16 protein-coding genes are annotated in these 13,662 nt (G+C 50.5%); 9 read left to right on the top strand and 7 right to left on the bottom strand.

What is annotated here, in order from left to right:
- Nucleotides 1-209: 209 nt before the first annotated feature.
- Nucleotides 210-1,130: a type II methionyl aminopeptidase gene (gene map, locus IG193_RS04100; protein WP_192819616.1), complete on the bottom strand. Its 921-nt coding sequence runs from the start codon at nt 1,128-1,130 to the stop codon at nt 210-212.
- A gap of 144 nt (nt 1,131-1,274) precedes the next feature.
- On the opposite strand from map, the gene IG193_RS04095 reads away from it, so the two are divergent.
- The 5 genes from IG193_RS04095 (at nt 1,275) to IG193_RS04075 (ending at nt 5,183) form a co-directional block, all read left to right on the top strand.
- Nucleotides 1,275-1,934, top strand: coding sequence for a translin family protein (locus IG193_RS04095; protein ID WP_192819615.1), 660 nt, complete (start codon nt 1,275-1,277; stop codon nt 1,932-1,934).
- Nucleotides 1,909-2,571 carry an endonuclease V gene (locus tag IG193_RS04090; RefSeq protein ID WP_192819614.1) on the top strand — a complete coding sequence of 221 codons (663 nt, stop codon included), beginning with the start codon at nt 1,909-1,911 and terminating at the stop codon, nt 2,569-2,571. Before IG193_RS04095 ends, IG193_RS04090 begins: the two co-directional genes overlap by 26 nt.
- Before the next feature lie 83 nt (nt 2,572-2,654).
- Nucleotides 2,655-4,076, top strand: coding sequence for an OB-fold nucleic acid binding domain-containing protein (locus IG193_RS04085; RefSeq protein WP_192819613.1), 1,422 nt, complete (start codon nt 2,655-2,657; stop codon nt 4,074-4,076).
- A gap of 62 nt (nt 4,077-4,138) precedes the next feature.
- Nucleotides 4,139-4,435, top strand: coding sequence for a hypothetical protein (locus IG193_RS04080; RefSeq protein ID WP_192819612.1), 297 nt, complete (start codon nt 4,139-4,141; stop codon nt 4,433-4,435).
- The gene (locus IG193_RS04075) at nt 4,416-5,183 is read left to right on the top strand and encodes a geranylgeranylglyceryl/heptaprenylglyceryl phosphate synthase (protein ID WP_192819611.1); all 768 of its coding nucleotides are present in this window, start codon (nt 4,416-4,418) and stop codon (nt 5,181-5,183) included. Before IG193_RS04080 ends, IG193_RS04075 begins: the two co-directional genes overlap by 20 nt.
- Here the strand turns inward: IG193_RS04075 and IG193_RS04070 are convergent.
- A complete protein-coding gene (locus tag IG193_RS04070; protein WP_192819610.1) occupies nt 5,164-5,367 on the bottom strand; it encodes a preprotein translocase subunit Sec61beta in 204 nt (67 codons plus the stop codon). The genes IG193_RS04075 and IG193_RS04070 overlap by 20 nt on opposite strands.
- 88 nt (nt 5,368-5,455) lie before the next feature.
- A complete protein-coding gene (locus IG193_RS04065) occupies nt 5,456-6,022 on the bottom strand; it encodes a ZPR1 zinc finger domain-containing protein (RefSeq protein WP_192819609.1) in 567 nt (188 codons plus the stop codon).
- 41 nt (nt 6,023-6,063) lie between these two features.
- On the opposite strand from IG193_RS04065, the gene IG193_RS04060 reads away from it, so the two are divergent.
- Together IG193_RS04060 and IG193_RS04055 are read left to right on the top strand one after the other, a co-directional pair.
- Nucleotides 6,064-6,447, top strand: coding sequence for an Sjogren's syndrome/scleroderma autoantigen 1 family protein (locus IG193_RS04060; RefSeq protein ID WP_192819608.1), 384 nt, complete (start codon nt 6,064-6,066; stop codon nt 6,445-6,447).
- Complete coding sequence (locus IG193_RS04055) at nt 6,419-7,138, top strand: DNA polymerase subunit beta (protein WP_192819607.1); 720 nt, start codon at nt 6,419-6,421, stop codon at nt 7,136-7,138. The genes IG193_RS04060 and IG193_RS04055 overlap by 29 nt, the downstream gene beginning before the upstream one ends.
- On the opposite strand, the gene IG193_RS04050 is transcribed toward IG193_RS04055, so the two are convergent.
- Entirely contained in the window at nt 7,135-9,018 is a 1,884-nt protein-coding gene (locus tag IG193_RS04050; RefSeq protein ID WP_192819606.1) for a DEAD/DEAH box helicase, read from the bottom strand. The genes IG193_RS04055 and IG193_RS04050 overlap by 4 nt on opposite strands.
- 143 nt (nt 9,019-9,161) lie before the next feature.
- Here IG193_RS04050 and IG193_RS04045 point away from each other — a divergent pair, with 143 nt between their 5' ends.
- Nucleotides 9,162-9,782, top strand: a complete 621-nt coding sequence (locus IG193_RS04045) for a 30S ribosomal protein S3ae (protein ID WP_192819605.1) — start codon at nt 9,162-9,164, stop codon at nt 9,780-9,782.
- Here IG193_RS04045 and IG193_RS04040 read toward each other — a convergent pair.
- The 3 genes from IG193_RS04040 to IG193_RS04030 are packed head-to-tail and all read right to left on the bottom strand — an operon-like array spanning nt 9,779 to nt 11,423.
- Nucleotides 9,779-10,783, bottom strand: a complete 1,005-nt coding sequence (locus IG193_RS04040) for a DHH family phosphoesterase (RefSeq protein WP_192819604.1) — start codon at nt 10,781-10,783, stop codon at nt 9,779-9,781. The genes IG193_RS04045 and IG193_RS04040 overlap by 4 nt on opposite strands.
- A gap of 11 nt (nt 10,784-10,794) precedes the next feature.
- Nucleotides 10,795-11,070 carry a hypothetical protein gene (locus tag IG193_RS04035; RefSeq protein WP_192819603.1) on the bottom strand — a complete coding sequence of 92 codons (276 nt, stop codon included), beginning with the start codon at nt 11,068-11,070 and terminating at the stop codon, nt 10,795-10,797.
- A gap of 8 nt (nt 11,071-11,078) precedes the next feature.
- Nucleotides 11,079-11,423 (bottom strand): prefoldin subunit, encoded by a 345-nt coding sequence (locus IG193_RS04030; RefSeq protein WP_192819602.1) that lies wholly within the window; start codon nt 11,421-11,423, stop codon nt 11,079-11,081.
- Between the two features lie 117 nt (nt 11,424-11,540).
- On the opposite strand from IG193_RS04030, the gene IG193_RS04025 reads away from it, so the two are divergent.
- Nucleotides 11,541-13,661: a hypothetical protein gene (locus tag IG193_RS04025; protein ID WP_192819601.1), complete on the top strand. Its 2,121-nt coding sequence runs from the start codon at nt 11,541-11,543 to the stop codon at nt 13,659-13,661.
- Nucleotide 13,662: the final 1 nt, after the last annotated feature.

Genomic DNA, 13,662 nt, shown 5'->3' with positions numbered 1-13,662 from the left:
CTCATGTAGGCAGGGTTAGGGCTCGTGAGGTCTCCCAGCAGCAAGAACCGCGCCGGATGAAGCCCGCTGGGGCGCGCGTCTCAGCCCGATGGGAGAGTCAGCTCCTGGGATCAGCCGAGGGCTACCAAGGCCAGCCCAGTGAGAGCAACCCCGTGAAAATGGCCAGGTTCAGGGGATCAGGAAAAGGGGGCTGTAGAATTCCAAAAAGGCTACTCGTCAAGAGCGTAGAATCCCTCAGAAAGCTTTGTTGTGTTAGCAAGGGGTAGTGCTCTATCTTTTGTCACGATAACGGTGTCCTCGAATTGGCTTACGAAGCCGTGTCCCTGCTCGACGAGCATGGGATAGTGGTAAACCCGTTTCATTTTCACGAGTTGCTCGAGCTGTTCTCTGCTAAGCGTCTTGTCCACGACCCAGCGCTCCGAGAAGGGTAGCCCTTTAAACTCTCTCCAGAGCGCCTCAAGCGCTCTGTTCAAGTCGTCCTCTCTTGGTATCTTCTTCGTGGATACAACGCGGAAAATGTTGCTCCGCCCCCTCTCGATAGCGTAGCCGGCGCCGTCAGTCGCGAAGGGCTCTATTGCGAAGACTTCTCCGTCTAGCATTCTCGAGGCGAGGTATTCTGCTCCTGGAGCATTCGGCACGCTCTTACCTGCGTGGAGCTCGAAGCGCTCTATCTTATGCCCGGTCAGGTTCCTTATGGGGCGTAACCCGTAGGACGAGATTCTCTTCAATATAGTCGCGCCGACCTCGTTCATGTTTGCACCAGCCTTTGCGGCAGTTATTGCATCTTCAAGTGCCTCCAGGCTTGCCCTTACAAGGTTCTTAAACCTACTATCAAGTGCTATGGTAACCGCGGCGTCCACAATATAGCCGTCTACGTGTACTCCTAGATCTACCTTTACAAGCGCCCCTTTTGGTATTACGCTGGGATCCTCGATGCCGGGCGAGTAGTGGGCTGCAACGTCATTTATGGCTATATTGACTGGGAATGCGGGCCTCCCTCCTCTGGAAACTATAAAACCTTCAAGCCTCTCTGCTATCTCTATCAGCGGTACACCCTCATCCACTATATCCATCGCCAGCCGGAGCGCCATGGAGGCTATCTGTCCAGCGCTCGAGTATTTTTCCTCCATGCTAGCCACCTAGACCCTGAAAAGCACGAAGCCAGCGTTATTAACTTTACACGTAGAGAATTCTCTCTTTTAGGAACTCAATCTCTCCGGCTCTAGGACGAGTGGCTTAAATAAGCGTTCCTCTTTCTCTAATTAGAATACGTCATGGAGGTAATTAGGGAGGATCTCGCAAAAATAAGCGACTTGTTAACGACGCTTGACGAGAAGCGCGAAGAGATTCTCCTGTTAACGCGCGAGTTGACGAGAAAAACCAAGGAGGCCATATTCGCCATGCACCGGGGCGACTGGGATAGGAGCTCCGGATGCCTGGAGGAGGCCAGGACAATTTTAAAGCGGATAGCCTCTTTCAGGCAGGAGTCCCCTTACATCTATTATTCCGGCTCCGTGATTGCGGCGCAGGCAGAGTACGTTGAGGCAGAAATGCTGCACTCTGTCCTAAGGAACCGCAAGCCACCTTCTTTCACCGAACTGGGCGTCGAGCCGCAGTCATATCTCCTGGGACTCGGCGACCTCGTAGGCGAGTTAAGGAGGAGCGTTCTCGATGAGTTGAGACGGGATAACGTAGAAAGAGCATGGCAATTAATGGAGCTTATGGAGGGCATCTACTTCGAGTTAGAGAAGTTCTCCCTCCCCGAGGCGCTGGTGCCGGGCTTGAGGCACAAGGTAGATGTCGCTAGGGCTTTAATTGAGAATACTAGGAAGGACATCCTCTTCTCAGAGAAGTCTAGCAAGCTCTCCAGGAAGATCGAGGAGTTTTTATCTAAAGAGGGCGAATCCCGTGAGAGGGGCCTTCTCGATAGATAGGGCTAGGCTCGCCCAGAGGAAAATAGCCGAAAGGGTGAGGGAAGTAGACGAGATAGATTTCCCTGTGAAGCACGCTGCAGGCGTAGACGTGGCCTATGTGGGTGAGAAGGCTGTCGCGTCGGCCGTCGTAGTTGAATATCCATCACTCAAGCTCGTGGAAGCTGCCACTGCTACTGTTGAGGTTAGTTTCCCCTATGTCCCAACGCTTCTAGCTTTCCGCGAGGCTTGGCCGGCTTACAGGGCGATAAAATCCCTTGGAACACCTTTTCAAGTCTTATTCGTGGACGGCAACGGGAGGCTCCACCCGTTGAAGGCCGGCTTTGCCTGCCATCTCGGCGTAGTCTTGGATAAGCCGACAATTGGCGTAGCGAAGAAACTGCTCGTGGGAGAAGTTGTAGAGATAAACGAGCGCCTCGGTAAGGTTATCTACAACGGAGAAACTCTCGCGTACGCCATAAGGCTCAGAGGTTTGGGTAAAAGAGTCTACGTTAGTGTCGGCCATAAGGTAACTCTTGAGACGGCTTTAAGGTTAACCATAGCTTTCACCAAGAAGAACTCATCGTTACCTGAGCCACTGATCCAGGCCCATTCTATGGCTAAGAAGGTCAAAGAGAGGCTTAAGGAACTTGAGGCTTAAGTTCAGGGTGAGATAGGCGGGAAGGGGCTGTGAGGTCGGCGTAAGATTATTACACGTGATACAAGATTAGCATAGTTCAAGGGATGTCGAGCGAAGACGTGGAGACCGAGCAGATAATTGGGGAAATTTTGAGAACCCACTCCAACCTCACGCGTGAAATAATTGAAAAAATGATCGCGAGCAAAGTTGAGGAGTTTGGGGGAATTATTAGAAGGGATGCTGCAGCTCTTATGGTTGCAAAGGAACTTGGCATAAGCTTTTCACGCGAGTCGGCGCCCTCGTCGCTAACTGCTCTCCGGATTGGGGATCTCGCGTCAGGATTCAGAGGTGTGGACGTTGAAGGCGTAGTTGTTTTCAACTCAGGCCTGAGGCAACTATCCTCTGGGAAGAAGTTTCTTCGCTTTGCATTAGCAGATAATACGGGGATTATTTGGGGCGTTCTATGGGACGAACAAGCCGAAAAAATCGGTAAAATCCTGCGCGTAGGCTCTAAAGTCAGACTTCTAAAGGTGTCTGTCAGGAGGTATAAGGAGAGAAACGAGATTTACTTTGACAAGAACTCTTCTGCCAAGGTTCTTTCCGATCTCGCACTAGAAGAGCTCCTTAAGTACCTTGAGAAGTATAGAGTTAGAACCCGAGTTGTAAGAGTCCTGAAGAGTAGTATGGTTGCTGGTAGGAATTGCGTCTATGGTGTAGGCGAGCCCTGCGGGCCTGTAATTCTGGTTCTGCCACTAGACACTACCGTTCAGGAGAACAATTTACTGGCTGTAAGTGGTTGTAGCGAGTTCTCCAGGAGGGGGGTCGACGTAGTGAAGTGCGACATTTCAGCTCATGTTTCAGCTCTCCAGACGAGCGAGAGCTCGCTTTTCCTATGCCGTGAAGTGCCTAGCAGCGAGGTATTTGGGTTTAAGGCTGAAGTGCTTGGCTACCTGCTGTTCAGGAGAGAGGGTGGCCGAGTCTTCCTTGCGGTCGAGCCTGGTAATGGCAGAGTTGACGTCAAGCCGCTCGTGACATTCCGCGATAAGAGCATTCTCATGTTTTCGGAGGGTCTGGGGAAGGTTTGTGAGATCTTTGGAGCCGTGGCAGTAGAGGACGTTCTCAGAGAGACAGAGTGCTTGAGCATCACCCCCGTAGGAGACAGGCCTCCAAGAAGGTACAACTTCTCAAAATTCACTAAGGGAGATGCTTTCATCATGAATAGAGCTACTGTCATAGCCCTTAATGCTCGCCTCCGGTGCCTTGACAGCCGCCCCCTCTTCCACGTCTCGATGGTTCTCGACGACGGAACAGCTACTAAGCGCGGTCTTAGCAATAGTCCTAGCGTATTTGAGAAAGTATACTCGCTAGATCCACGCGAGGCCTGCGAGTACCCCCCGTCTGCCCTGGAGAAAATACTATCCTTTGTCAACCAGGATCTTCTCGGGATAGACGTAATAGTCAAGGCAAGGCTTCTCGAAAGCTCTGCACAGTACACTCTATTCATAGACGACATTTCCTTACCTTGAACCATACGTACACAATGCGCTTTTATATTTGAGTTAATGCCTTCTATGAGCAGGTTGGGTGTATGGGGAGGCGAAGGCGAAAGCGTGCACGTGTACGTCTTGTACCCAAGAAGAAGTTGCCAACAGTGTTCCAGTGCCCCTCCTGCGGGGCTACAGCTGTAAGCGTTTCAGTCACAAAGGGCAAAGATAAAAGAGTTGTAGTATCCTGCGCGAACTGCGGGCTAAGGGGGGAGTACGAGTACAACCAGTACCTACACCCAGTAGACTATTTTAGCAAATTTTTAGATGATTACGAGGCCGGCAAACTCGTTATAGCCGGGAAGCCAGAGGGAGAGGAAAATGAAGAAGGGCTGGGTTAAAGAGTACATCCTGGAGCGAATAAAGGAGCGTGGAGCCATACACATGACGTTACTCGACCCCGACAAAACATCCCCAGAGCAGGCAGCGAAGATAGCTAAGGAAGCTGTTGAGGCTGGTACATCGGCAATTATGGTGGGAGGTAGTACAGGGGTCTCCGAGAGCATGACGGATGATGTAGTGCTTGCCGTAAAGAAGGTCGTAAGAGTGCCAGTGATCCTTTTTCCAGGCGCGCCGACTGCATTAAGCAGGTATGCAGACGCGGTCTGGTTTCTCTCCGTTCTAAACTCCCAGAACCCCTACTTCATTGTAGGAGCGCAGATGCAGGGTGCGCCAATTGTAAAAAGGTACGGCCTTGAGGTCTTGTCCCTGGGCTACATACTCATGGGGGTTGGAGGAGCGGCTTCAATCGTAAGTCATGCACGCCCACTGCCCTTTGACACGCCAGAGGTAGTTGTAGCCTACGCCCTCGCTGCAGAGTATATGGGTTTTAGCTTCGTGTACTTGGAGGGCGGATCCGGCGGACACCCTGTCCCACCTTCTCTAGTTAAAATGGTTAGGGACGCAGTATCTATCCCGATAATTGTTGGGGGAGGAATAAGAGAGCCTGGGACTGCTAGAGAGCTTGCTAGAGCTGGTGCCGACATCCTCGTAACTGGAACAATAGTAGAGGAATCAGAGAACGTGAAGGAGAAGGTCGAAGAAATCGTAAAAGCCATGGAGGATGGGGCTAGGGCCCGAAGACCCTAAGGTGGGCCATGATGACAATTAATGCTAACAGGAATGTTCCTGCCACAACCACCTCCGGCCTAACTTTTATTCCTCCAATGTCTTCCTCGTAGAACGTCAAGAGCCCTGCTGCTGGAAGAGTTGCAGGCTTGCTTTCTTTTTCACTCTTGCCTCCTTTTTTCTTACCGCTTTTACTCTTACTCATGAAGCCTCACCTATGCTCGATAGTAGAACTCGGTATATACGTTTTGCCCTGCCTGTACACGTTACGCGACTACCCCAGCCAAGACTTGCTAACCTGTTCTCTCAGAGAGAACTAGTAAGTTTCGGGTTTCGGAGTAGAAAGTACTCAACCCGTTCTCATCGTCTAACACAACGGTGAAGCCCCCTCTGCGCTTCTCAAGTATCTGTCTAATAGTGTTCTCGATGGCGCTGATGTCGGCTTCGGGCTCTAGCACGCGTAGTCTGTGCAAGGCGTCTAGGAATAGCTGAAGTATACCCTCTATGTTTGTAACGAACATCTCTGCATCTATTCCTGGGTCGAGTTCTAGTCCAAGCTCGGGTATAACTACCCTAGCTGTAGGCGACCTCACGACCTTTACGTCGAAATCCTCCGGCTCCTCGACCTTGAAGTATACGCGTAGGTGTTCCTTACCGGCTAGGGGGACGACGTCATTCCTTTTGTAGCCGCACTTACTGCACTTCTTGCTAACGATCAAAGTCTTCCCGATAACGGGTATCTCGTACTCGATTTCTACAACGTGTAGGGGCCCCCCACAGAAGGGACACTGCGTGGTAAACTCTCCCAATTTCTTGCCATACACGGATGGGTTCTCCAGTACGTGCTCGAGCTCGGACATAGCATGTTACAGTTTAATATCTTGAAGTTGTACTTTTTCATGTGGCAGGAGAGGATAAGGCTGTCCTGGCTAAAATGGCATCGATGCTGAAGTCAGGCGCGACGATGCTCGACAAGCTGTGCCCCTACTGTGGGGTTCCACTCTTCAGGCTGAAGTCAGGCGAAGTCTTGTGCCCAAAGTGTGGCCAGAGATTCGTCATTGTCGCGAGCGATGAAGAGGAGATCCGAGCCCGCTCAGCACTGGCACTTAGATCCCTAGAACAAGCCGTTGTCGAGCGCTTAGAGCTCTTACGGGAAGAGCTAAGTAAGGCCTTGAGTCCCTCGGACATCTACGAGGTTGGAAAGGCCGTCATGGTGCTCCTCCAGATACTCGAGGCCTCTTACAGAGTGAAGAGCCTTGCCGAGCATCAAGCCAGTAAGAGTTAGAGACGCAACTCCCGTGATATACCCAGAGTGGAGGTGGAGGCTTCTCGAAAGCCTCAGAGAGAAAGCCGCCGTGCTTCTCGAGGCTCTTCAAGGCGTTGGTGTAACGCCCGCAGTCATAGGTAGTGTTGCGCGCGGCGACGTTAACCCCTCAAGCGACGTGGATGTGCACCTTGCTAGCTATGTGCCTTCCTGGAGGGTAGCCATAGCCCTCGAGAAGGCTGGTGCGGGTGTAAAGAGATTTCGAGTCGTTCAAGCCACGCCTCTCACGGCTATAAGGATAGCAGTTGTAATCGACGAGGGAGTCGAGGTATCGATTCCGGTATCTCGTTTGAGTAGATCTGAGGAAGAATTCCCGCGATATGCTGGAGCTGTATACCTAAGTGATGTACGGTGTGGGGTTCGAGTACCTGGCGTAAATAAGCAACTATTGTTCATAGAGCCAACGAGCTATGGCCACGAAGAGTGGTCTATCATTGGACGCGAAGAAGAAGTCGCGAGGCGGCTGGGAGTGTCTCTAGACACAGTTCTGGAGCGCGAATTCATGCGTCTTAAACGCGCTCGTGACGGCAAGTCAGGCTTCTTTCTCCATGTAGAAATCCCACCTGAGGAAAGCCCCGAGGAGAAGATCTGCGAGATTGCAAAGGTGAACCCTGCTGTCCGCCGGGCTGTTGCCGACGTCCTGGGATGCTAGAAGGAATCTATCCTCCTCTGGTAGGACGGCTTAATATTGTCCACTATGCCTTTCTTGGTCGCTTCGACGTACTTCTCCAGACCCTTGAAATTATAGAGCTCGCGAACCCACGACCTCCGCAAGTATGCGTACTTCTCCTTCTGGTTCGTAATGTTAATTATCTCGAACACTTTGGCTGTCTTGCCTGGTGCATAGCCTAGAACCCGGCCTATCCTCTGTATCATTTGTCTGCCCTCGCCGCTCCCCTCATATATTATTGCAACTTCAGCATCTGGTACTGTGATGCCCTCATCTAGCACTGTTGTTGAGACAATGACATGGGCCCTCCCCTCGAGAAAGTCTTTGAACAAGAGCTCTCTCCTAGCAGCGGGAGTCCTCCCTGTAACTAGAACCGCTTTGAAGCCCTTCTCGCGCAAGAACTTGTAGACGGCCTCTGCTGTTTTCAGGTACTGGGTGAAAACTATAGTTTTTGAACCAGAGTAATCCCTCAGGATTTCCGCGAGTTTACCTAGTTTCTCATCCTCGTTCTCGACAAAGAAGGCCTGAAAGCGCTCAATAGGAGCTACGACTTTAAGCCTTACAAGGTCTTCGTACGACAGTGTGTAGATTAATCCTCCACATAGTTCGTAGAGGAGGTTGTGGTTATTGTCCCTACGCGTAGGTGTAGCCGAGAGCGCAAGCCTGTACAGCGCATCAACTCGTAGTGCTACTTCTTTAAATGTCGATGCAGGCACGTGGTGCGCCTCGTCGAAAACAACAAGTTCAAATCTATCCTTTATAAGCTCAATGTACTTCACTGCACTAGCATATGTTGCGACAGTTATCTCCCGCACTTTCTGCTCGCCTACACCAAGAATACCTGTAAAGTGTTTCGGTAGCGAGAGATATGCCTCCAGATAGTCTAGCCATGTAGCCATGAGTTCTTGAGTGGTAACTAGGATTAGTGTAGGCTTCCTGAGGCGGTATATTGCCTCGAGCGCGATGAACGACTTCCCGCCGCGCGTAAAGATAGCTATTGTTCCCCTCTTGTGCTTGATCCATAGGCGGAAAGCTTCTTCCTGGTGGGGTAGTAGACTGAACTTTCTCTCCAACGGAACCTTTATGTCTGGCCTTTCCTCAATTTGCACTTCGGGCTTGAAGCCTAAACTGGTAAGCCTTGCGAGGTACCTGTCGAGCAGGGCTACAGGTGTTACCAGGGTTTTACTCTCCCATAGAATTCTTGAAACCTTTAGTGTACGTTGCAGGAGCTCTGAACCTTGGTACTCCCCATCAGAACCTATGAGAGGCCTCTCTACGTTGTACGAGAGCGTGCCCTCACTCAATAGTACTCTGGCCAGCTCCCTATCCATAGACCTAAAAGATAGCCTAAGAGTCGCCCTTTCTCTGTACACCTTTACCTTAAACAAGTCTTCACTGAAGTTCAACTCGACGCCATACTTCTCGCCGAGTTTCTTCGCCAACACTCCAAGCTGAAGAACAGAGGAAACGTAGAGTCTTCCGTTCCTACTTGCCAAAACCCCATAGAGTTCCTGGTCTTGAAGTATTTTCTCAAGGAGCGCTGCAGGCCCCCTCAACTCCATGGATGCTGTAACACTTACCCTTCTAGAGTGGTTCTCCACGGCTTTCCTGTATTCGGCCAGAATTAGCTCTACTTGCTCTGCAGATAGTGTTGAAAGCTCCCGGAGCGTGTCAAGAGTTCTTGCAAGCTCTTCGCTACTTAGCCTCGAAAGCTTTTCCTCTGAGACAACCCAGACTTTCCTTGAACTGTCGAAGTTAGCAATCCTCCTAGCGTTGTTGAGGAACTCCTCAAACTCCTCGGGGCTTAGGCCCTTCTTGCGCTCGAAGAAAAGCCTCAGACCCCCGTAGTCGTCGATCACCATGAAATATCACAGATCACCTCCTTCTTCATCGGCATTTTTAAGGAATTACTAGGGATATAAGTGCATTGCTGGCTTTTTTTCGCTGCCTATAGTAGCGGAAGGTTTAAAAGACGAAGGCTATAGGCAAAGCTGGGGTTTGCGTCTTGAGCTCAAGGAAAGCTAAAGACAAGTGGGCGTTAAAGAAATGGGTAAAGGTGCTCGCCCCCAAGGCTTTCGGCTTCGCAGGGCTAGGCGCGATTCCGGTTAACGAGCACGAAAGTGCTGTTGGAAGAACTGTTGAGGTGAGTTTTTACGATATTACGAAGGACGTGTCCCAGCTACATATTAAATTAAAGTTCCAGATCGTGAAAGTTGAGGACTCTACTGCATACACGCAACTCAAACTAATGGAGCTGACACGCGACTACATACGTAGTCTAGTTAGGAGGGGTACCTCGAGAATCGACGCGATCATAGATGTTGAAACGAAAGACGGCGTAAAACTCAGAGTTATGGGCATGGCAGTAACTGTCAATAGGGTTAAAGCCTCCCAGAGGAAGGCCATCAGGAAGATTATGTTCCAGATTATAAGCGAGAAGGCAAGCCAGCTCGACTTCGACACTTTTGTGCAACAAACCGTTCTGGGTAACATAGCGTCCGAGATCGAAGTAAACGCGAAGAAAATATACCCTCTCAAGAAAGCTGAGATAAGGAAAATAAAGGTCTTGACGCCCACATTTGAAATCCCGCTAGTAAAACCCGAGAATATTAGCGCCGCGATCTAAGCTTTTTCCTCACAAAACTCCACTAGCGAGTCGATTGCGCGGAGTAAGAGTTGCCGTAGCGTTTTGTTCTTGAAGCCCTTAACCTCTCTCCTAGCAATAGACCTTGTGTACCCCGAGGCTCCTGGGTGTCCTCCAGCCTCTCCCCCTATTGCTCTGGCAACATCCGCCACAAGGCTTGAACTGTCGAACCCTTCCCTCAATAACCTCTCCGAGACCCTTACACTGGCGCGCGAGACCCCATGACCACCGACGACTATTGCTAGGTCAACGCCTAGAGACACCAAAGCCCTGGCTACTGATGCCTCGTGGGCACTGGACTCTGTTACGGCTACAAGGTACCCGCAGACATCAATTATGCTTGCTCTTTGAACCCCCTTAAGCCTGGCGATAATCTCCGAGTAGTCCTCCTTTTCCTCTAACATCTTCAACGTCGTGATGTAGTCAACTCCACTCTCCAGGAGGAGCTTAGAAGCGAGAAAGGTGTTAGGGGATGTATATAGGAACCTCCTTGTATCGTAGATTATGCCTGCTAGAGCTAGCGTCGCGGTTACGCTGTCAAGTTTAACCCCGAGCTTCTCAGCCAGGAGAACCGCGATCACGGCAGACGCCGGTTCCTGCGCAATGAGACGTACACTAGCCCTCTCTGCGAGGCTACCCGGTGGGTAGTGGTGGTCTATTACGAGCACTTCAGGCATGCCTCCTATGAGGTCGGGATAACCTCCTATCATCGATATGTTTGAAGTATCGCAGACGACGAGCGCTTGGGCCTCCCTCCACTCTTCCCGCCAGCCTACGCCAAGGCTTTTAAGTATGTTTTTTGAGACTTTACTCGGCCCGTCGGGGAGGCAAACTTCGGCTTCAACGCCCAGACTGTCACATATTTTCTTAACGGTGTAAGCGCATCCAACAGCGTCCGGGTCAGCGTTCTTGTGTGTTACGATAAGGACTCTCTTACCGGAGAGCCCCCTTAGGAAAGCCGCGGCCTGCTCTATCTCGTGCAAGAAGCCTCACCCTAGGGTAAGGGGGCTAGCCCCTTTTCTCTTAGTGCTTTCTCTGCAATCTTCACCGCCTCTTCAATTATCTTGTTCACTGTCTTTTCGAGCCTTTCCCTATCGTATACTCTGGAGTCAAGCTGTACTTCTATGGAGAACTCATAGGGCCAGTCTTCTCCCATAGATATAGAAACAGCCACCTGCAGACTTGGGTCGTGGGGCAATTCTTCTTCTACTCGCTTGAGTATATACTGGAGCACTAAGTCAACAACACCATCAAAGTAGGGCCTAGACACACGTCTACTCACTGTGCAGTTCCACTTGAAGCTGAAAGTGAGGCTTTGAGCTGTTTTTCGAGGGTACTGACCCTCTCTCGAAGAAGTTTCTCCCTCTTCGAGAACTCTTCTATTCGCACCTGTATTAATTCTTTCTCAGATGCTAGGTCTCGAGAAACTTCTTCCTTTGAAACCCTCATGAAAATTCCTCCCATGGCCTTGTAGACGTACTGATCTGGAGTTTTCTCAAGCTCCTTCAACGCTTTCTCGACCTCCAGCAGCCTGGCCTTGTACTGCTGTAGGTTCAGCACTACTGCTCGGAGCTCGTCTACAGCTTGCTGATACTTCACGAGGAGATTCTTGTCGATAGACATACTCCCACCCCTACCTAGGAGGCGTTCATTTTAAAGCTTTTTGACTGAGCAGGGTGCTGACTAGCTGGAAAAGAAGGGCGGCTACAGCAATTGTTTAATATCGAAAGATGCTGTGTTATGGTGCCGGATGTGTACTGGCTCCGCTTATTATTAATAGTCCTTACACTGGGCATATTAGGTAGCCTAACATATGTTCTCGGCTTCACGGGCCCTGGCATGGAGAAGACAAAAAATGTCTTTGCGAATACGACCTCTGTTAACGTTACCATCAGTGTTTTATCTTGTAGCGGTGAAAGCATAGGCGGGGACTTCCAAAGATACCTTACCATCGAGCTCAAGGGAATTAACATAACAAGCAAGATCTCGGGAAGGGACACTCTCTCTGTCTCCGTGCCCCCAGGAAACTACAGCCTATCAGTGTACTACCTTGGGTCTCTCGTGTACAAGAAGAACTTGACTATCCAGAATTCGACACGGCTAAGCGTCAACGCGAACATTACTCGGATCCAATTTAGGGTTGTTGGCCTCATGGAGAGGGGCGTCCAGGGGTACACGCTCTACATTGCCGGCGTCACTTTCCAATCCGGGACAAGCGATATAGTAACGTTGTGGCTACCATTTGGCAAGTTCCAGTACAGCATTGTTTACTATTGGGAGAAGTACGGGAATGTGACGAAGACTGGGAACGTGTATGTAGAGTGTAGGGCTATCAGTGTTATTGAGCGTGTGCCTGTATGGAGCCTTCTAGTTTTCAATTTTAGGCTTAGCGATGGATCCTCTGCTCTCGGCCTTAACGGTTTGGTGAAGGTCTACTACTCTGGAGTCCTCATAGGTGAGGTAGACTTCCAGTCCCAGGACTCGCTAAAACTGTCAGGAGCAATCACGGGATTATACACATTCAGCATCTATCTCCACGGAAAAAAGATTGCTGAGACGAGCGTCAATGTAGACGAGAAAAACTGGAACTACACTGTGACGATCAATGTTCTGCGCAACATAGTGGTGAGACTCTTCGACAAGAATAATCAGCCCTTAGTCTCACAAGACTTGAGCGTAGCAATAGTCACTCCTCTCGGGGAAAACAGGACGTATTCGCTCTCAGACACGAATACGTTCAGCTTAATAGAGGGAGTTCCAGGCGACTACAGCCTAACTGTCACGAGCTCTGTAATAGGCCAGATCTACAGCGGCCGAATAAACATAAGGGATACCAGCATAGACCTACAGCTCCCCCTAGTTTTTACATATGTAGTATTTAGGCCCGAGGGCTCGGAGACTATACCTCGAGGCGTCGCCGCGAAGGTTTTCTATGTACAGGGTGGTAGGGAGGCGCTCCTTTGGGCTACTCCTAGCCTATCCGAGGGGGCAGAAAGCGTTAAGAGGGTTTTCTTAGGCGTCTTACCTCTCGGGAGTAATGTTAAAGTTGATGTCTCGTACGCGGGCGTCCAGTCCACAGTTTTTACAAACATCGGCGCGTCGGGAGTTATTGAGGCAAGAGTACCCGTCTACGATGTTGTCATACGCATTGTTGACAGGAGCGGGACGCCTGTGGCAGGGTGTATCGTTAATGTGACTGCCGGCACATTAACATTGTCGAGTATTGCGCAGGACGGGCAGGTTTTCTTTAAGAATATTCCTAACACAGGGGCTAGAGTTACTGTAAAATGTAAGGGTGTTTTGGTCGCAGAACAGGTCTTTAGCGTTGCCTCCCGTAACATCACGATAACAGCTCCGGTCGCGTCTCTTAGGGTGAGAGTAAAGAGCTGGTTCGACAGGCCAGTTGCAGGAGTCAAGGTGTGGATTACTGTTCTCTCTGGGAATAAGTCTCTCTTCGAGGCAAGGGATGTAACGGATCAAAGCGGGGCAGCATTTTTTGCGGTTATCCCTGCCCCACCAGGGACTACCCTAGTCCTAAAGGCTGAGTATGGCTCTTACTCCTATACTCAGCGGCTGACAGGCAACGAGAACGACGTCACCATTTTCTTCGACGTTCTTGTAGACACCCCGCTAGTGAAACTCTCCCTAATGCAGACTATTGCCTTACTGGTAATCTCGCTCATAGCGGGTATTGTTGGAGTAGTTGCATTAAAGAGGTACATGAGCGTCTCTGTATTCAAGCACATGTTTGAGGTTGGAGCCGGAGAGGAGGAAGAGGAGGAGGGGCTTGTAGAGAAAATCCGCAGAAAGCTTCAGCGCAGGAGGGTAGAGGAGGAAGAGGAGGAGAGCATATTCTTCTAAG

Source organism: Infirmifilum lucidum, assembly GCF_014876775.1.
GTDB lineage: Archaea > Thermoproteota > Thermoprotei > Thermofilales > Thermofilaceae > Thermofilum > Thermofilum lucidum.
The sequence above is the reverse complement of the archived record's forward strand: the minus strand, read 5'-3'. Positions and strand labels throughout refer to the sequence as shown.

What these genes read in the sequence shown, in the direction of transcription:
- map (WP_192819616.1), bottom strand. Translation starts at nt 1,130, where the DNA reads ATGGAGGAAAAATACTCGAGCGCTGGACAGATAGCCTCCATGGCGCTC.
- IG193_RS04095 (WP_192819615.1), top strand. Translation starts at nt 1,275, where the DNA reads ATGGAGGTAATTAGGGAGGATCTCGCAAAAATAAGCGACTTGTTAACG.
- IG193_RS04085 (WP_192819613.1), top strand. Translation starts at nt 2,655, where the DNA reads ATGTCGAGCGAAGACGTGGAGACCGAGCAGATAATTGGGGAAATTTTG.
- IG193_RS04080 (WP_192819612.1), top strand. Translation starts at nt 4,139, where the DNA reads ATGGGGAGGCGAAGGCGAAAGCGTGCACGTGTACGTCTTGTACCCAAG.
- IG193_RS04075 (WP_192819611.1), top strand. Translation starts at nt 4,416, where the DNA reads ATGAAGAAGGGCTGGGTTAAAGAGTACATCCTGGAGCGAATAAAGGAG.
- IG193_RS04070 (WP_192819610.1), bottom strand. Translation starts at nt 5,367, where the DNA reads ATGAGTAAGAGTAAAAGCGGTAAGAAAAAAGGAGGCAAGAGTGAAAAA.
- IG193_RS04065 (WP_192819609.1), bottom strand. Translation starts at nt 6,022, where the DNA reads ATGTCCGAGCTCGAGCACGTACTGGAGAACCCATCCGTGTATGGCAAG.
- IG193_RS04050 (WP_192819606.1), bottom strand. Translation starts at nt 9,018, where the DNA reads ATGGTGATCGACGACTACGGGGGTCTGAGGCTTTTCTTCGAGCGCAAG.
- IG193_RS04030 (WP_192819602.1), bottom strand. Translation starts at nt 11,423, where the DNA reads ATGTCTATCGACAAGAATCTCCTCGTGAAGTATCAGCAAGCTGTAGAC.
- IG193_RS04025 (WP_192819601.1), top strand. Translation starts at nt 11,541, where the DNA reads ATGGTGCCGGATGTGTACTGGCTCCGCTTATTATTAATAGTCCTTACA.